General features: G+C 31.0%; 16 protein-coding genes. 9 read left to right on the forward strand and 7 right to left on the reverse strand.

What is annotated here, in order from left to right:
• Positions 1 to 24 precede the first annotated feature (24 nt).
• Positions 25 to 1503, forward strand: coding sequence for a malate dehydrogenase (quinone) (gene mqo, locus AB1J10_RS06210; protein WP_046208536.1), 1479 nt, complete (start codon positions 25 to 27; stop codon positions 1501 to 1503).
• Between the two features lie 208 nt (positions 1504 to 1711).
• On the opposite strand, the gene AB1J10_RS06215 is transcribed toward mqo, so the two are convergent.
• Together AB1J10_RS06215 and AB1J10_RS06220 are read right to left on the reverse strand one after the other, a co-directional pair.
• Entirely contained in the window at positions 1712 to 3076 is a 1365-nt protein-coding gene (locus tag AB1J10_RS06215) for a sensor histidine kinase (RefSeq protein WP_064209407.1), read from the reverse strand.
• Positions 3069 to 3743 (reverse strand): response regulator transcription factor, encoded by a 675-nt coding sequence (locus tag AB1J10_RS06220; protein ID WP_019468863.1) that lies wholly within the window; start codon positions 3741 to 3743, stop codon positions 3069 to 3071. Before AB1J10_RS06220 ends, AB1J10_RS06215 begins: the two co-directional genes overlap by 8 nt.
• 155 nt (positions 3744 to 3898) lie before the next feature.
• Here AB1J10_RS06220 and AB1J10_RS06225 point away from each other — a divergent pair, with 155 nt between their 5' ends.
• Both AB1J10_RS06225 and AB1J10_RS06230 read left to right on the forward strand, forming a co-directional pair.
• Positions 3899 to 4951 carry an ABC transporter permease gene (locus AB1J10_RS06225; RefSeq protein WP_107365424.1) on the forward strand — a complete coding sequence of 351 codons (1053 nt, stop codon included), beginning with the start codon at positions 3899 to 3901 and terminating at the stop codon, positions 4949 to 4951.
• Positions 4951 to 5619: an ABC transporter ATP-binding protein gene (locus AB1J10_RS06230; RefSeq protein ID WP_369003052.1), complete on the forward strand. Its 669-nt coding sequence runs from the start codon at positions 4951 to 4953 to the stop codon at positions 5617 to 5619. The genes AB1J10_RS06225 and AB1J10_RS06230 overlap by 1 nt, the downstream gene beginning before the upstream one ends.
• Before the next feature lie 160 nt (positions 5620 to 5779).
• On the opposite strand, the gene AB1J10_RS06235 is transcribed toward AB1J10_RS06230, so the two are convergent.
• Positions 5780 to 6751 carry a YdcF family protein gene (locus AB1J10_RS06235; protein ID WP_019468866.1) on the reverse strand — a complete coding sequence of 324 codons (972 nt, stop codon included), beginning with the start codon at positions 6749 to 6751 and terminating at the stop codon, positions 5780 to 5782.
• A gap of 224 nt (positions 6752 to 6975) precedes the next feature.
• Here AB1J10_RS06235 and AB1J10_RS06240 point away from each other — a divergent pair, with 224 nt between their 5' ends.
• The 3 genes from AB1J10_RS06240 to AB1J10_RS06250 all read left to right on the forward strand — a co-directional run bounded on the left by AB1J10_RS06240 (position 6976) and on the right by AB1J10_RS06250 (position 10662).
• On the forward strand, positions 6976 to 7440 hold the full coding sequence (locus tag AB1J10_RS06240) for a MarR family winged helix-turn-helix transcriptional regulator (protein ID WP_019468867.1): 465 nt from the start codon (positions 6976 to 6978) through the stop codon (positions 7438 to 7440).
• A 365-nt stretch (positions 7441 to 7805) separates the two neighbouring features.
• Positions 7806 to 9191: a zinc ribbon domain-containing protein gene (locus AB1J10_RS06245; RefSeq protein ID WP_046208534.1), complete on the forward strand. Its 1386-nt coding sequence runs from the start codon at positions 7806 to 7808 to the stop codon at positions 9189 to 9191.
• A gap of 268 nt (positions 9192 to 9459) precedes the next feature.
• Positions 9460 to 10662: a multidrug effflux MFS transporter gene (locus tag AB1J10_RS06250; RefSeq protein WP_107365423.1), complete on the forward strand. Its 1203-nt coding sequence runs from the start codon at positions 9460 to 9462 to the stop codon at positions 10660 to 10662.
• 361 nt (positions 10663 to 11023) lie between these two features.
• Here the strand turns inward: AB1J10_RS06250 and AB1J10_RS06255 are convergent, their stop codons facing one another.
• Positions 11024 to 11572, reverse strand: a complete 549-nt coding sequence (locus tag AB1J10_RS06255) for a TetR/AcrR family transcriptional regulator (RefSeq protein ID WP_046208532.1) — start codon at positions 11570 to 11572, stop codon at positions 11024 to 11026.
• 126 nt (positions 11573 to 11698) lie between these two features.
• Here AB1J10_RS06255 and AB1J10_RS06260 point away from each other — a divergent pair, with 126 nt between their 5' ends.
• Together AB1J10_RS06260 and AB1J10_RS06265 are read left to right on the forward strand one after the other, a co-directional pair.
• Positions 11699 to 12346: an HlyD family secretion protein gene (locus tag AB1J10_RS06260; protein WP_046208531.1), complete on the forward strand. Its 648-nt coding sequence runs from the start codon at positions 11699 to 11701 to the stop codon at positions 12344 to 12346.
• Positions 12347 to 12358: 12 nt separating this feature from the next.
• Positions 12359 to 14233 (forward strand): DHA2 family efflux MFS transporter permease subunit, encoded by a 1875-nt coding sequence (locus AB1J10_RS06265; RefSeq protein ID WP_046208530.1) that lies wholly within the window; start codon positions 12359 to 12361, stop codon positions 14231 to 14233.
• 366 nt (positions 14234 to 14599) lie between these two features.
• On the opposite strand, the gene AB1J10_RS06270 is transcribed toward AB1J10_RS06265, so the two are convergent.
• Positions 14600 to 15235, reverse strand: coding sequence for a hypothetical protein (locus AB1J10_RS06270; RefSeq protein WP_070037516.1), 636 nt, complete (start codon positions 15233 to 15235; stop codon positions 14600 to 14602).
• A gap of 273 nt (positions 15236 to 15508) precedes the next feature.
• Here AB1J10_RS06270 and AB1J10_RS06275 point away from each other — a divergent pair, with 273 nt between their 5' ends.
• Positions 15509 to 16414 (forward strand): alpha/beta hydrolase fold domain-containing protein, encoded by a 906-nt coding sequence (locus tag AB1J10_RS06275; protein WP_064209337.1) that lies wholly within the window; start codon positions 15509 to 15511, stop codon positions 16412 to 16414.
• 137 nt (positions 16415 to 16551) lie between these two features.
• Here the strand turns inward: AB1J10_RS06275 and AB1J10_RS06280 are convergent, their stop codons facing one another.
• Positions 16552 to 16959 carry a hypothetical protein gene (locus tag AB1J10_RS06280; protein ID WP_070657934.1) on the reverse strand — a complete coding sequence of 136 codons (408 nt, stop codon included), beginning with the start codon at positions 16957 to 16959 and terminating at the stop codon, positions 16552 to 16554.
• 12 nt (positions 16960 to 16971) lie between these two features.
• The gene (locus tag AB1J10_RS06285) at positions 16972 to 17439 is read right to left on the reverse strand and encodes a thioesterase family protein (RefSeq protein ID WP_046208526.1); all 468 of its coding nucleotides are present in this window, start codon (positions 17437 to 17439) and stop codon (positions 16972 to 16974) included.
• Between the last annotated feature and the right edge of the window lie 67 nt (positions 17440 to 17506).

A 17506-nucleotide genomic window follows, 5' to 3' on the forward strand; every position in this document is an offset into this window, starting at 1 on the left:
TATAAAAGGGGGACTGTGTTTGTTATGAGTAAACAACATAGCAAAACAGATGTCATATTAATTGGCGGCGGTATCATGAGCGCAACACTAGGAACGTTATTAAAAGAACTTGCACCTGAGAAAGATATTAAAATGTTTGAAAGATTATCTACACCAGCAGAAGAAAGTTCAAATGCGTGGAATAATGCAGGAACAGGGCATTCTGCATTATGCGAATTAAATTATACAAACGAAAACAAAGATGGATCAATCGATATTTCTAAAGCTGTTAAAATTAATGAACAGTTTCAAATTACAAAGCAATTTTGGAATTATCTTGTTAAGCAAGGTCAATTATCAAAACCTGAAGCCTTTATTAAGCCTGTGCCGCATATGAGTTTTGTACAGGGTGTACGCAATGTAGATTTTTTAAGAAGACGTGTAGAAAGATTAAATAAAAATATTTTATTTAGTAATATGGAAATTACAGATGACAAAGCGCAAATTTCTGAATGGGCACCGTTGATTATGGAAGGGCGTACATCCAATATACCAATGGCTATTACATATGATAAAACGGGGACAGATGTGAATTTTAGTGCGTTAACAAAAAAATTATTTTCAAATTTAGAAGATAAACATGTAGAACTTAATTACGAACATGAAGTAGAAAACCTAAGTCAACGTAAGGATGGCACTTGGGAAGTTAAAGTGAAAGATTTGAAAACGGATGAAGTGACAATAGTGGAAAGTGATTTTGTGTTTATTGGTGCCGGTGGTGCTAGTTTACCTTTATTACAAAAAACAGGTATCAAGGAATCTAAACATATTGGTGGATTCCCAGTAAGTGGTCTGTTCTTAGTATGTAGAGATGAGGCTATCACATCAAAACATCTTGCTAAAGTTTATGGAAAAGCAGCTGTTGGTGCGCCACCAATGTCAGTACCACATTTAGATACACGCTATATTGATGGCAAACGTACATTATTGTTTGGGCCATTTGCTGGTTTTTCACCTAAATTTTTAAAGACTGGTTCAAATATGGATTTAATAAAATCAGTGAAACCAAACAACCTTATTACAATGCTATCGGCAGGAATTAAAGAAATGAACTTAACTAAATATTTAATTTCTCAACTCACATTATCAAATGAAGAGAGAATGGAAGATTTACGTCAATTTGTGCCAAATGCAAAAAGCGAAAACTGGGAAATTGTGGTTGCTGGACAACGTGTACAAGTCATTAAAGATACAGATAAAGGAAAAGGCACGTTACAATTTGGTACAGAAGTCATTACTTCTGAAGATGGTTCTTTAGCAGCATTGTTAGGTGCCTCTCCAGGTGCTTCAACTGCTGTTGACATCATGTTAGATGTACTTCAACGTTGTTATAAACAAGAATTTAACAATTGGGAAGAAAAAGTTAAAGAAATAGTGCCTTCATTCGGTATGAAATTATCGGAAAATGAAGCTCTATACACTCAAATTAATAAAGAAATAACTAAAAACTTAAAGATTAATTAATAGATATAGTGCACTCATTTTAACAAATGAGAAGCTTAGGAGATAAATAACCATAGTCAAAATAAGAGCGCCAATCCGCAAAGGATTAGCGCTCTTTTTGTAATTAAAATCTCAAGGTTTTAATTGTCTATGTTTGCTAGAAAATATTGTAACCTATTACGAGCTTTAATTCATAAAATTCACAGGTATCAGCTCACTTGTTATATTGTTATTTATGGATGGTAACAGTGAATGTTGTACCTTCATATTTCGTACTTGTTACTTCAATTGTACCATTGTGTAATTCAAAAATTGCTTTCGCAATAGCTAAGCCTAAGCCATTGCTATTATCATGATTGCTTGCTTTATAGAAACGTTCAAATAGACGAGATTGGGTTTCTGGTGACATGCCTTGACCATCATCAGTGATATTAAAACGAATTTGATCGGTATCATGTGTGAGTGTAATGTCAATTGTACCCCCTTGTTCAGAATATTTGATCGCGTTCGTTATTAAGTTTTGAAAAGCTTGGTTTAGTAAGCGCTCATTCCCAATTATAGATACATTAGCTAAATCAGACATAATGATCAAATCTTTTTCATTCGTCGCAAATTGTTCATGGCGTATAATCTGTTTAATCAGTTTATTAAGTTCGATGTTGTCAGTTAATTCTAGATGTTCGCCATTATCAATTTCTGATAATAATAAAAGTTCTTTGGTTAATTCACTGAGCTGTGTTGTAATTTGGTATATTTCATCGATATATTGTTCACGAGCTGTTGCGTCTTTAGCGAATTTTAATTGATCAAGTAAATGATGAATATGTGTTAATGGTGTTTTGATCTCATGTGAAACATTTTGAACAAAGTGCTGTCTCATGTCATCGACTTGTTTTAAAGAGAGTCTCATTTTATCAAATCGATATTGTAATGTGCCAAATTCATCATTACGTTTAATGTCTATCGGTACATCAAAATTGCCTTCCATTAACCTTTCAGTCGCTTGTTTTAACTGTTGTATCGGTTTAATAATCATATAAGTTGAAGAAATAACCCAAATGATTGAGATGACTAATAAGAGTGTAATTAATATGACTAAGAAAATTCTAAATTCACTAAAAGTTTTTCCGATGTCTGGTCTCATAAAAACAGCATAATTTTGACCATTGGATTGAAATTGCACACCCACAGTATTTTGAGTAGTATTTTCAAAAAATCCAGTGATAAAAGGGTTGTAGGGCAAATTTCTTATCCCATGATAATCATGGCCATTTAACACAGATTTAATGTTTTTAGAGTCAACATTATCTTTTCTAAATGCAGTGCCATAATAAGCCTTTTTGCCATTTTCTGAGACGGTCATCACTTGATAATTCATTTGTCCAAGATGTTTGAAAAAGGGTTTTGGCATTTGTATCTTAGATTCTTTTTCATAGGAAATAGCATCTTTTAATGTTCTCATTATTTTTGCATCATTATTCTCTTTTAAATGATTGTGATAAATAATGTTAGTTAATAGAAAACTAAGCAATGCACTCGATAGTAAAATGACGACAGTATAAATAGCAATACGTGAATATAGTGATTTAAACATTGTCATCAACCTTGTATCCTAAGCCACGTACTGTATGAATCGTAATCGTAGCTCCTAACTTTGACAATCGCTTTCTCAAACGCTTAATGTGTACGTCAACAGTCCGTTCATCACCTTCATAGTCAAAGCCCCAAATTTTTTCAATCAAATCGTCACGGTTAAATACTTGTTTTGGATGTGAAGCAAGTAAGAATAAGAGTTGAAACTCTTTATTTGGTAAGTTCATTGATTTAGTAGAAGATTGAAGTTCTAAATAAGCTTGATTGAGCGTGAGATTTCCAACTTTCAATTCATTATTAGCATTTATATTATACCGTTTTAATACTGCTTTTATTCTAAAGATAAGCTCTTTTACTTCAAATGGCTTAGTAACATAATCGTCTGTACCAGTTAAATAGGCTTGTTCCTTATCACTAAGTGCGTCTCTTGCTGTTAACATAATGACAGGCATTTCAAAATCTTCTTTTAAAACTTTACATAGTTCAAAACCACTCATGCCAGGCATCATTACATCGACGATAGCAATATCAACCTGATGTGTATCTAAATACGACAGTGCGTTTTCAGCACTTGATTGTGTCACAACATCTAGTCCTTCTCGTGAAATATAATTTGAAACATATTCTAAAATTTTACTGTCATCATCGACAATTAAACAAGTTGTCATGCTCAAAATCTCCTTAATCATTTTACAGACATTATATATGGAAAAATTTAACTTAACAAATAGGAAATAATTTAAAAAGTTAATCATAGTTCATATTGAGTTCATATAAAGACCTTAAACTTTAAATATAAGTTCTTGAAAGGGAGTGAAACACTATGAAATTGGCATGGCAAGAGATAAAATATTATAAATTTCGTTATATATTAATCATGTTAATTATATTGTTATTAGGTGTTATGGTTTTATTTATTAGTGGGTTGGCACAAGGTTTAGCAAGAGAAAATATTTCTATGTTAGATAATATGAAGTCAGAAAAATATGTGATGCAAAATAACAAAACACCACAAATCGAAAAATCAATTATTAAACCAGAACAGCAAGAGAAAATTGAAGATATTAGTGGACAGTCACCTTTAAAAATAGCATCTCAAACTTTGAAAATTGATAAAGATGAAGAAGATGTTGTTATGATGAATACAGTGAAAAATGAAAAGCCAGAATTGTCAGAAGGACATTATCCTAAAAAAGACAATGAAGTTGCAATTAATAGTAAATTAACTGCAAGTGGGGTAGATGTTGGAGACAACATTAAAATTAAAGACGGTGAAACGTTAAAAGTATCAGGTATTTTGGATGACACAATGTATTCTCATAGTTCAGTGGTTATGATGAATAATAGTGGATTTGATAAATTGAATAAAAATGTAAGTACCGTTTATCCAATTCAAGATATGTCACAAAAACAGATAAATAAATTAGAAGATATTAATGGTATCGATGTATTTACGGAAGACGATATCACAAGTGAAATACCGAGTTATCAAGCAGAACAAGCACCACTTAATATGATGATAGTTAGCTTGTTTGTCATTTCTGCTATAGTTCTGAGTGCGTTTTTCTATGTTATGACGATACAAAAAATTCCAGAAATCGGTATTTTAAAAGCAATTGGTATCAAGACAAGACATTTACTAAGTGCTTTAGTATTACAAATATTAATAACTACAATGGTTGCAGTGATAATTGCTGTTGCATTAATTAGTGGTTTATCATTAATAATGCCAATTTCTATGCCTTTCCACGTAACTGTTGCGAATATATTATTAGTCGTAGGCATTTTCATCGTTGTTGCAATTGTTGGCGCAGCACTATCATTTATTAAATTATTTAAAGTAGATCCTATTGAAGCTATCGGAGGTGGAGAATAATGAGTTTACAAGTTAAAGATATAAAAAAATCCTTTGGGAAAGGTTCTTCCGAAACTAAAGTTTTAAAAGGGATTAATTTTGAAGTGAATGAAGGAGAATTTGTAATTTTAAACGGTGCTTCAGGCTCAGGTAAAACAACGCTTTTAACTATTTTAGGTGGGCTATTGTCACAAAGTGGTGGTGAAATATTATATAATGGTGAGCATTTATATGATAGTGATAAAAAAGCTTCTGAGCTAAGACTTAATGAAATTGGTTTTATATTTCAATCTTCACACTTAGTACCTTATTTAAAAGTTAAAGATCAGTTAACAACAATAGGTAAAGAAGCAGGTATGTCTAAAAAAGAAGCCACTGATAGATCAGAAAAACTATTAACACAAATCTGTTTAGCAGAACAGCTCAACGTATTTCCACACACACTTTCAGGCGGACAAAAGCAACGTGTTGCCATCATGAGATCATTGATGAATCATCCGAAAATAATCTTAGCTGACGAACCAACTGCAAGTTTAGACGCTGAACGTGCCACAGAAGTGATAGATATGATTAAAAATCAAATTCAAAGTAAAAATATGATTGGTATTATGATAACGCACGATAAAAGACTATTTGATTATGCTGATAGAGTCATCGAATTAGATGATGGTGTCATCGTTGATCAATAGTATAATTAAATGAACCGTAATATAATTATGATTCCTAAATCAATGGAGTGGGACAGAAATCTTTTAATAAAATTAGACTTCTGTCCCACTCTTTTTCTATGAAGAAAACACTATATTCTATTGTAAAAAGGATGCACAAATTATTTTGTGTATAGTGGCTTTAAATGGATGGAATATGCCACAACGCCATCATACTTGCCCAAAATAACACTACAAAGTAACAAGTTAGTAAAAGCTTATATTGGTACATGATTGCTAAAAAATCCCTAATTAATGCAATTTCAAAGAAATGATAAGGTGTATGACTGCCGACACCTTTTAAGTTGAGGTTTAATTTTTGTCCAAACCTTAAAGCGCGCATAATATGAAATTGACTTGTGACACATAGGATACTTGGTTCATATCTATATAATTGTTGAATGAGCACTTTTGTATATTTAAGGTTTTCTAAAGTGCTCGTAGACTGGTCTTCAAGTACTATCATTGAAGGATTAATATTTCTTTGGACTAAGTATCGATACATAGCCAAGGCCTCTGAAATTGGTTCGTCAGGACCTTGTCCACCACTTACAATGAGTCGAGCATTTGGATTTAAATGGTGTAATGCTATAGCTTTGTTTAATCTTTTAGCTAGCATAGGTGTTACTTGATCAGTAAAAATACCTGCGCCTAATACCAATATGACATCAAAGTCTTCTTTGTATGTAACATTTGAAAATGCAGATGTGCAAAGCGCATAACAAATGAAGGTGAAACATGCACTAAATGCAATAGCAGCTAACCAATAAAAAATCACATTGATACCTACAGGTATTAGACTAATATAAGCACAAGCAATCATAAACAGTAATACTCTATATGCAATAGCATACAAACGGCGCAAAAAAAGTGCGCTTAATCTATGTTTAAATAAATGATGATGTTTGATGTGTATTAACAACACGCCAACAAACATAGTGAATATGAGTGGCATAGGCAAAGATAACTTACCTACATGTAAGATGATTACAAAGTAACCTAAAATAATTTGAATTACAAAAAAAGTTAAATTAGTAGTGAATTTGAAATTTTTAATCATAGCAATAAAACCACATAAAATAATTAAACTTATAATTAAAGACAACGTATACATGGTTCACCCCGAAAGTTTATAATATTTTAAATGTAGAGCAATTATTAAAATTAATCAAATTTTAATGGTATTGTATTTTGTAATTTTGCTAGATTTAACAATTAAAAAACGCAGTGAATACAAATTTCTGCTTTTATACCATCTCGAATATTGATATTATAAACATAATATAAAAAAAATAACGTTTACTTATGTGAGCTAGAATAGTAGAGGTGCGAGAAGTTATGGTTAAAAATTTAAGTAGTCATATTGATTTTATGGGTGAATTTATAAATGATGTGAATACTTTGTTAGCTAAATTGTTAAAAGAATTAAGAGAAGACTATAACGTATCAAAAGAGCAGGCCAATGTTATATTAATGTTAGAAAACGAAAAAACCATGACGTTAACTGAAATAACTGAAAGACAAGGCGTAAATAAAGCTGCCGTTAGCCGGAGAATCAAAAAATTAATACAAGCAGAAGTAGTTCAATGGGAGAAAGCAGAAGAAAATACAGATCAAAGATTAAAATATATTAAATTAACAGAAAGAGGCAAACAATTTAATAAACAAAGTAAGGAAATTATCAATACGATTGTTAGTGATATTTTACACGACTTGTCTGATGAACAAATCGAACAAGCACGTTATGTTTTAGAAATTATTGACCAAAGATTAAAAAATTTCAATTTGAAGCACAGTATTTAATAGTATAAGCAATGAAAGTATTTAAAAGCAAAGCTAAATACATTTAATTAAAATCATGCTTCAACAACCGGAATGACGTACCCAAATTAAAATGATTCATTTGAAGTGCATAATTAAAAGCTTAAGCTATATAAGATGAAAGAAAAAATCATAGAAGATATAAGAAGACATTGGACTAATGATGTATATCTTTTACTGATTTATATACATATAATAGAAATAAGGTAGCGTAAAAATAAATTTCACTTAATTAAAAAACTACAAAAAATTGGTGGAAATGGCTTGATAAAGCCATATAGTTTATAAATATATTATGTTAAAATAACGGGATAATGTAAAAAATAAGGACTGAGCGTGGTGATAAAATGCAAAAGTGCCCTAAATGTGGGGGAAATATAAGGATAGGACAACGAAGATGTAGTCATTGTGGCTATCGTATAGAGTCGACAAGTAACGAAAAAATGACTCGAACTTCAAAAGAAAACAAAAAAACTGTTAATAACAAAGCAAGGAAAATTATTCCCTGGGGTATTGCAGCTTTTATCATTATTCTACTGGTGATTATATTTATCTTATTGAAAAATTTTAATTCTCCGGAAGCACAATCGGAAATATTAATTAATGCTGTAGATAATAATGATACTCAAAAATTATCAACCTTATTAAGCACACAAAATAATAGTGTGGATGAAAATGAGGCTAAAGCTTATATTAAATATATAAAAAAAGAAGTTGGCATGAAACAATATACAAAAGATATTAAACAAAAAATAGCTTCTTTAAATAATAATGAGACGAGTGAGGAAGACTTTGTAACAGCCAAAAATGGTGAAAAAGTTTTGCGTATCAGTAAAAATGGGCGACGTTATTTGATATTTGATAACATGAGTTTTACAGCACCTACGAAAGAAGCGATTGTAAAGCCTAAGTACGATGCAACATATAAATTTAAAGCAAATGATAAGCAAAGAACTGTTCACGCACAGAAGAATAAGACGACGGTACTTGGTGAATTCATACCAGGTGATTACGTTATCGAGTCTAAAAAGGAAATGGCTAACGGACAGTTTAGTGGTGAACTCAAATTTAATTTTAATAATAGTAATCATGAAACAGTTGACGTTTCAGAAGATTTTAATGAAGCTTATATTGTCTTAGATTTAAAAGGCGCATCAGAAATTGATAAAGATACAGTTAAAGTGAAAGTAAATGATAAAACATATGACTATAATAATAATAAAGAAATAGGACCATATCCAAAAACACAAGAATTAACAGTTTCTGCCGAAGGTGAAGCGAAGAAAAAGACATTTAAATCAGCTGAAACGACTGTTAAAACGGATAACTTGAAAGATAAAACATATGTAACATTGAATTTTGATGGTGATGAAATTCAAGATTATGTTGATAAAAAAGAAAAAGAAGAAAATAGTTTCAGAAATAAGGTGGTTCGTTTTTTCGGTAATTATACTGCTGCAATGAATAACGCGCATAGCCAAAGTAACTTTAATTTAGTTTCATCTTATCTGAAAAAGAATAGCAATAACTACAAGTCTACAAAAAATCAAGTGAAAGAAAATGCTATTTTTTATTTACCACAGCCACAAATCACTGAAATTGTGAGACAAGGTGAAACATTTTATATTACTGCTCAAACCGTCAAAGAAGACGGACAGTATGGCGAAGTGAACTATCAACTTGAAGGCGATGATGATGCCAGTAATCTCAAGGTAGTGAAATATTCGGAATAGTAATGTAGTGAAATGCTTGTCAATATCACTTTGATAAATGTAGTAGTAGAAAAATAGAGCAATTTGAGAATAAACTCATTCTGACTCATGTATAAGCGTCAATTTCTATAACAGTTAGTAGAAATTGACGCTTTCTTTGTTTTTGAGCTAAAGCTATAATGGTAATAATGCTTATTCATAATATTGTAATAAGTCAGTAAGAAATACATAATTAAATGTAGTTATCGTCGAATTGAGTATTTTAAGTAATATTTGAAGGAGTTATAAGATGTCAGACAATCAACAACAAAAGCAATCACTTATTTTTATTTTAATTCTAGGTGTATTAACTGCAATTGGTGCTTTATCTATAGATATGTTTTTACCTGGTTTACCTCAAATTCAGACTGATTTTAATACGACAACTTCAAATGCACAATTAACTTTATCTTTATTTATGATTGGCTTAGCTATTGGGAATTTATTTACTGGTCCTATTTCTGATTCCATCGGACGTAAACAACCACTTATGATTGCGATGTTGTTATTTACATTAGCAAGTTTAGGAATTATTTTTGTAAACAATATTTGGTGGATGATCATTTTAAGATTTGTGCAAGGTTTTTGTGGAGGCGCAGGCGCAGTTATTTCTAGAGCAATATCAAGCGATTTATACAGTGGTAAACAATTAACGAAATTTTTAGCTTTACTCATGTTAGTCAATGGCGTCGCACCTGTATTAGCACCCGCTTTAGGTGGTGTGATCTTATCATTTTCAACTTGGCATATGGTGTTTGTCGTACTTACCATATTTGGCATGCTCATGTTTTTTGGAACAATGTTTAAAGTGGAAGAATCATTATCAATTGAACATAGGGATAGCCCTCATATGGGAAGTATTTTTAAGAATTTCTTACAATTATTAGAAGCACCACGTTTTGTATTACCAATGTTGATTCAAGGGGTTACGTTTATCATATTGTTTAGTTATATTTCAGCCTCTCCATTTATTACTCAACATATTTATGGTATGTCTCCACAGCAATTTAGTATTATGTTTGCAGTTGTTGGTATAAGTCTGATTGTTTCAAGTCAATTGACTGGTAAGTTGGTTGATTTTATAAATAGGCAAATGTTATTACGAATTTTGACATTGATTCAATTAGTAGGAATTCTGAGTGTAACGTTTACTTTAGTAAATCACTTGTCAATATGGATTTTATGCTTTGGTTTTATTATTCTTGTTGCACCGGTTACTGGTGTAGCAACACTGGGATTTTCTATAGCAATGGATGAACGTACTGGGGGTAATGGAAGCGCATCAAGTTTACTTGGACTTATCCAATACTTATTAGGTGGGGTGATTTCACCTCTCGTAGGTTTAATGGGAGAAGAAAATTATGTACCTTATGTCACAATTATCCTAATTGCAGGTATATTACTCATAGTGTTGCAAGTGATGAGTTATTTTGTATTTAGAACAAGCAAGTGAGCCTAAGAGAGGATGAAATAAAATCTTTTTAGTATTTTGGTAAGTAGCTGGTGCATGTGTTTCAAGTCAAGTACTTTAAGTTGATTTAAACATGCGCTTACATTCATGGATGTAGCAATAATGTCATTTTAAACAAATTAGATTTTTATCCCAAGCTAATTTATTTTGCAGGAATGATTCGAAGTGGCGAAGGCTAGAATTTTGCTAAGCCAAGGTGAAGTATAGCATTGACATGATGTTGCATGGTAGGTATCAAGCTGTTCTATATATTTGAATTAGAAATAATCTAAGACTATTAAACTTCTATTATTTTGTAGAAATTTAGTAGTCTTTTTAATTAGATCATTTATTAGGAAATGACTTAACGATTCAACTTAATTGTATTAGCTAATAAAATTTGAGCTAAATCATTTACCGGTTGATTGCATCCTTCTTTAATCCAAGTATAAACAAGACCCATTTGGCCACCTAGTGCGTAAATTACAAATTGTTTTTTATTTATAACACTGGTATAGTCATCCAAAATTTTAATATAGGTATCACGCGTGGCATGCATATATTCAAAAAACAAGTCTCGATTAGGATATGTGACTAAAATAGCATGGAAATAGCCATAATGGCGTTTAATATAGCGTAAAATGATTTTGAAAAACTGATATAGTTTCGAATAATTATCTGCAATCTCTTCTGAACTTTTATATAGATTTTCTAATAGTTTTTTATATTTCTGAATATGGTGTGACTGTATTGTAGCTAAAAGATCATATTTATCTACGAAGTAATCATAAAAAGTTGTCCTATTTATATCACTATATGCACATAACATTTTGATAGTTATATTTTCAAACGGATGTAGCTCTAGTAATGCAATCATATTATGGATGATTTTACGTTTAGCATTTTGTTTCATAATAACTCCTTCATAGAACATAAATAACGTACCCAACACATTTTATTTAAGTGTCGGTATACTTTTAAATTTCATCTCTTTATAATATACAAGGTGAATTTTAAATGCAAATAGGAGGAAAGTATCATGAAGAAAATGGTATTAATCAATGTCATTACCATTGTTGTACTTGTAATTATTGGTGTCGTAGGATTCCATTTTTATAATCAAGCAACATCTTTTGTAAGTACGGATAATGCTAAAGTGGATGGAGAACAAATTAAAATATCAGCTCCAGCTTCTGGCGAAATCAAATCGCTTGATGTCAAAAATAATGAAAAATTAAGCAAAGGTGACAAAGTTGCAGAGATTGCTGCTAAAGGTGAAGGCGGTCAATCTCAAGATATGAGTATTAAAATGCCTAAAGATGGCACAATTGTAAAAGTTGATGGCATGGAAGGTTCAATGGCTCAAGCTGGCACACCAATCGCTTATGCTTATAATTTAGATGATTCTTATATAACTGCTAACGTGGATGAAAAAGATATTGCAGACGTTGAGGAAGGTAAAGATGTAAATGTTAAATTAGATGGTGAAGACGCTGAATTAAAAGGTAAAGTAGAAGAAGTAGGCAAAGCAACTGCTTCAAGCTTTTCAATGATGCCTTCATCAAACAGTGATGGCAACTATACAAAAGTATCACAAGTGGTACCAGTGAAAATTTCACTAGATTCAAAACCATCTAAAAATGTTGTTCCAGGAATGAACGCTGAAGTAAAAATTCATAAAAATTAAGGGGGTCTTAAAATGACAATGACCTTCATTATTGTTTACGTAGTCATAGCGCTCATTCTTGTCGGCGGACTAAATTTCTTTATCATGAAAAGAAATAAGCAAAAATCTGCCAGAAAAATGGAACAATCTAAGCATGAAAGCATTGCTTCTAACGAAAGTTATCAATCTAAATTTAAAGTTAAAGACGACAAAACAACAACAGAAAATCAAGAACAAAACAAAGATGAATCAATAGACGAAAAGCCAGAAAAGGCAACGCACTCTGATAGTGACGCTACTGAATCATCGACACAACATGATTCGGATCATGAACAAATCAATCCGAATTCTGAAGAAGCACAGGTAAATGAAAAGCTAAAAGCTAAACATAGTTCATTTATGTTTGGAAAAGGCACTTCTCAAGGTAAAGTTTTAATAGCGATGATTTTCGGTATGTTTATAGCTATATTAAACCAAACGTTATTAAATGTTGCATTACCTAAAATAAATACAGATTTTAATATTTCTGCTAATACAGGTCAATGGCTTATGACAGGCTTTATGCTTGTGAATGGTATTCTAATACCAATCAGTGCTTATTTATTTAATAAATATTCGTATCGTAAATTATTCTTAATAGCGATGACATTATTCACGATTGGCTCGTTAGTCTGTGGTATATCAGGTTCATTTACAATAATGATGGTTGGCCGAGTACTGCAAGCTATTGGTGCAGGTGTCTTAATGCCACTCGGTACAAATGTATTTATGACTATATTCCCACCTGAAAAACGTGGCGCAGCAATGGGAACACTCGGTATAGCAATGATTTTAGCACCTGCAATAGGACCAACATTATCAGGATATATTGTAGAAAATTATCATTGGAACGTGATGTTCTATGGCATGTTCATTATAGGGCTTATTTCATTGGCTATCGCTTATATATGGTTTAGAGTATATCAAGTTACTACAAACCCTAAAGCAGATATCCCCGGCATCATATTTAGTACAATTGGATTTGGTGCGTTATTATACGGCTTCAGTGAAGCGGGAAATAACACGTGGAGTTCTCCAATAGTTGTAGTGTCGCTTATTATTGGTGTGATCTTTATTATTGCTTTTGTAATTAGAGAGCTTACAATGCGTGTGCCAATGCTAAGCATGGAAGTTTTAAAATACTCAGGTTTTACATTAACAACAGTTATTAACATGATTGTAACCATGAGTTTATTTGGTGGTATGATTTTATTACCACTTTACTTACAAAACTTAAGAGGTTTTACACCAGTACAATCAGGTTTATTATTATTACCAGGTGCTCTAATAATGGGTATAATGGGCCCAATAGCAGGAAAATTATTAGATACGATAGGTATTAAACCACTAGCTTTAGTAGGTACAGCCATTATGACTTATGCTACGTGGGAATTAACAAAATTAAATATGAATACAACGTATGGTCATTTAATGGTTATTTATATCATTCGTTCATTTGGTATGAGTTTTATCATGATGCCAATAATGACTGCTGGTATGAACGCATTACCACAAAGACTCATCGCACACGGCAATGCATTAACTAATACATTGAGACAATTGGCTGGTTCAATTGGTACGGCATTACTAGTTACAGTCATGTCTACACAAACAACTCAACATATTGCATCATATACACAGGATTTAGATAAAACAAATCCATTTATTAAAGACCGTTTACAAGAAATGGCTCAAGCAATGGGTGGAGAACAAATGGCAACTTCTCAAGTTTTAGAGTTTGTGCAAAAGCTAGCTTCAATTAACGGCGTAAATAGTGCTTTCTTAATCGCTACTTTGTTAAGTGCGTTGGCATTTATTTTGAGCTTGTTCTTAAAAGGCAAGTCACATTACATTTCAAATGAAGAATAAGAAAAAGAATCAGTGATATAACATTTCTGACTAACGAAAAAGCGGCAATTTCTATAACAGTTGTATAGAAATTGTCGCTTTTTTAATCTTTAATAAAGTCTGCGTTACTATTTTCTTATAATGAATACTTTTGTGACTCAGATAATTACTAGTATTAAATACATTAAAAGTAAAAAGCCACGTGGTCTAAATAAATTTGATAATTAAGTTGAGACCTTTTAGGTTTTGACTTTAATTTTATCAAATGTATTAATCGATTGGTGCATCGATCTATAGGTATAAAAGAAACCCGAAAATGAACTTTGGCATACATTTTCGGGCTTAATATACTATATGTAGCAGCTTTTTGATAAAATTTGAACGAAGTTAAATTCTTGGTTTCCGATTTCTAAAGAATAAACTAATTAAAAGTAAAGCAATACTACAACTTAATAAAATAAAAGCGTTATGGATTGCATTTGCTTCTGTTAATATTTGGTTTGAATCAACAGTTATATAATATTGATTCATTGAATCGGCAATTCTTGTAGCAATATTTTTAATTAATGCAGAAAAACCAAAAGTAATTGCAAGCATGATCGCTATGATAAACATATTAACTATTTTCAAAATCGTTTTATTAAAAAATAATGTAAAAATAGTTAAGATTAAACTTAATATACAGGCGATAAAAAATATATAAAATACAAGTATTAAGCGATCAATACTTGTTTGTAAGTTATCAATGCTTTCTATATTTATATTTAAATGTGTTAAGTTATTGATAGTTTCTTGAAAATTCGTTAATTCTTTAAAATTAACCGATTTATCTACGAAAACTAAATTGAATATGGGCTCTTTAAACATACTGTAACCAGAAATTGCAACTAGAATTAAGACGATTACTTGTATAATAAGGCTAACCCAAGATTTTTTCTTTTTTCCATAGCGAGTGCCTCGTTGCATTGTTTCATTCGTTAAAGTGTGTTCAAAATCTTTAAATTGGTGATTGTTTGCGGTCATAACTTACTCCTTTCATAACATTAGATGGGGGATCTAGTTATTTTATGACTTTTATTTTGTTATAATATGTGATAACTGTTACATTTTAACCAATGTAGTTGAATATTTTAATTTTTAGTATGAATTGTCATATTTTTAAAATTTCAATATCTATTATAACTTCTCGTTTATGTCATTATTTTTATTTTATCATATAATTTATTTTAAATACTGAATTGAAACAAAAATTCTATAATTCTAAAATTTGTTACAAAAAGATAGGGATGATTATATATGAAATCAAGACTAACAACAAAATTTGTTAATAAATACTTATTACCACATCGTTCAATTATATTTGATAACCAACAAAGCTTTGAAAAATTTTTACAAAAAAGATTAACGATGAATGAAAAAAAGCACAAACAACCTGAAACGTTAAATGTAAAATCAGATTTAGAAAAACAAATGATGGATGATATGCAGTTGTTCAGATTTCGTTTTAGACATAGCCAACAAAAGAAAATACTTTATATTCATGGTGGGTATAATATTTTACAGCCTTCAGCTTTTCATTGGAGATTTATGGATAAACTTGCATTAAGTACTTTATACGAAGTTGTATTGCCTATTTATCCAAAAGCACCTAAATATCATGTTGAGGATACATATGCTGCGATTCATAAAGTGTATCAACAATTATTAACAGAATGCAGTAATGAAGATATTATTGTGATGGGTGATGGTACTGGCGGTGCATTAGCGATGAGTTTTGTGCAACAATTAAAATCTAACAATCAACCTTTGCCAGCTAAATTGTACTTGTTTTCACCTATGTTAGATGCTCAATTGAATAATGAAAATATTACAGATGATTTAATCGATAAAGATGTCATCATAAATATAGAAGGTTTACAAAAAATTATGAAAGTATGGTCCAATAATCTTCCATTGAATGATAGTAGATTATCACCAATTTATGGAGAATTATTTGGTTTACCGCCTATATATATATTTGGTGGTGGAAGAGAGATTTATTTACCAGATATGAAAAGGTTAGCTTATATGTTAGAAGATATGCGTCAACCAGTACAACTGTATACCTTTAAAAAAATGGTGAATGCATTCGCATTATTACCTATTAGAGAATCTCATAAAGTTGTAAAAGAAATCGTCAATACAATTCATGATAAACGTTAATGCGTTAGCATATAACTGAATTCTAGAAGCATGATAAGTCTATAAAAAATTAAAAACAGAGGCGAGGTAGACATCAAACATAAATGTGTTGATACTGCCTTGCGTCTGTTTTTATATGTTTCTAATAGTTCAATGAATTAGTAGTGTTCGTTCATTATTGTATCAATGACAGTTAAAATAGTCTGTGTCCCTTTTAATTTATAGTAGAGTGCTATAAATTCATTGAAATCTTGCTTTGGCTCATCCATATTTTTAAATTCTGAGAGATTATTTTTATACAGTTGTTTTTCTTCTTGAACAAAAGTTCTGTAGCGTTGAACTAAATCTTCTTCTACATCAATTTGTTCGACTAATGAATGAATCGTATCTATCGCTTGTTTCTGACCTTGGTAATAACTGATATCAAATCCGCGCTTAATCAATTGATGATCAGGACCATTAATAACTAGCTGTTTGTTTTGGTTAAGTTCGCTAAGCCCAGCTTTCATATCATCGTTTAAATCATAAAGCTGCACTTTGATTGCGTCGATTATACTTTGTGACATCTTAAGCACTCCTTATCTTGAGATACCGATTTTATGACCTAATTGTTTAGGCCATTCGATTAATTGTTGATTATCATAATAATTGCTAACTTGGTCAGCAAATGATTTAGGGAAGGGCGCTGTTTTATTAATTGTGCGATCAATTCCTAACATCATTGCTTCATTTGTTGCTATATTGCTACCATCTTGGTTTGTCATGATGGAAAAGAAATGCAAGCTTTTTTCATTATAATCATAGATGTATATTGTAATGGTAAATGTATCACCTTCTGTTAATTCTGATAAATAAGCTGTTTGTTCTTCAACAGTGAATAATGTGTAATTTAACTTGTCACGTTCAGCTAAAGATAAGCCATGTGTATAATTAAATTGATTAATTGCCTCACTGAAAACCATATTATAGTTTGCATCATGTACATGTCCATTATGGTCAATCATATCGGGTGTCACATTGTTGGAAAATGTGAAAGGATTGCTCATCGTTACATCTCCTTTAATACTTTAATTGTTAGATTAAGCATATATATTAATTTTACTAACCTAAGTT

The sequence above is a fragment of the Staphylococcus cohnii species complex 1663 genome, from assembly GCF_041008415.1.
GTDB classification, from domain to species: Bacteria; Bacillota; Bacilli; order Staphylococcales; family Staphylococcaceae; genus Staphylococcus; species Staphylococcus ureilyticus.

What these genes read in the sequence shown, in the direction of transcription:
- AB1J10_RS06260 (WP_046208531.1), top strand. Translation starts at nt 11,699, where the DNA reads ATGAAGAAAATGGTATTAATCAATGTCATTACCATTGTTGTACTTGTA.
- AB1J10_RS06225 (WP_107365424.1), top strand. Translation starts at nt 3,899, where the DNA reads ATGAAATTGGCATGGCAAGAGATAAAATATTATAAATTTCGTTATATA.
- AB1J10_RS06215 (WP_064209407.1), bottom strand. Translation starts at nt 3,076, where the DNA reads ATGTTTAAATCACTATATTCACGTATTGCTATTTATACTGTCGTCATT.
- AB1J10_RS06250 (WP_107365423.1), top strand. Translation starts at nt 9,460, where the DNA reads ATGTCAGACAATCAACAACAAAAGCAATCACTTATTTTTATTTTAATT.
- AB1J10_RS06240 (WP_019468867.1), top strand. Translation starts at nt 6,976, where the DNA reads ATGGTTAAAAATTTAAGTAGTCATATTGATTTTATGGGTGAATTTATA.
- AB1J10_RS06275 (WP_064209337.1), top strand. Translation starts at nt 15,509, where the DNA reads ATGAAATCAAGACTAACAACAAAATTTGTTAATAAATACTTATTACCA.
- AB1J10_RS06265 (WP_046208530.1), top strand. Translation starts at nt 12,359, where the DNA reads ATGACAATGACCTTCATTATTGTTTACGTAGTCATAGCGCTCATTCTT.
- AB1J10_RS06220 (WP_019468863.1), bottom strand. Translation starts at nt 3,743, where the DNA reads ATGACAACTTGTTTAATTGTCGATGATGACAGTAAAATTTTAGAATAT.
- AB1J10_RS06270 (WP_070037516.1), bottom strand. Translation starts at nt 15,235, where the DNA reads ATGACCGCAAACAATCACCAATTTAAAGATTTTGAACACACTTTAACG.
- AB1J10_RS06285 (WP_046208526.1), bottom strand. Translation starts at nt 17,439, where the DNA reads ATGAGCAATCCTTTCACATTTTCCAACAATGTGACACCCGATATGATT.
- AB1J10_RS06230 (WP_369003052.1), top strand. Translation starts at nt 4,951, where the DNA reads ATGAGTTTACAAGTTAAAGATATAAAAAAATCCTTTGGGAAAGGTTCT.
- mqo (WP_046208536.1), top strand. Translation starts at nt 25, where the DNA reads ATGAGTAAACAACATAGCAAAACAGATGTCATATTAATTGGCGGCGGT.
- AB1J10_RS06245 (WP_046208534.1), top strand. Translation starts at nt 7,806, where the DNA reads ATGCAAAAGTGCCCTAAATGTGGGGGAAATATAAGGATAGGACAACGA.
- AB1J10_RS06235 (WP_019468866.1), bottom strand. Translation starts at nt 6,751, where the DNA reads ATGTATACGTTGTCTTTAATTATAAGTTTAATTATTTTATGTGGTTTT.
- AB1J10_RS06255 (WP_046208532.1), bottom strand. Translation starts at nt 11,572, where the DNA reads ATGAAACAAAATGCTAAACGTAAAATCATCCATAATATGATTGCATTA.
- AB1J10_RS06280 (WP_070657934.1), bottom strand. Translation starts at nt 16,959, where the DNA reads ATGTCACAAAGTATAATCGACGCAATCAAAGTGCAGCTTTATGATTTA.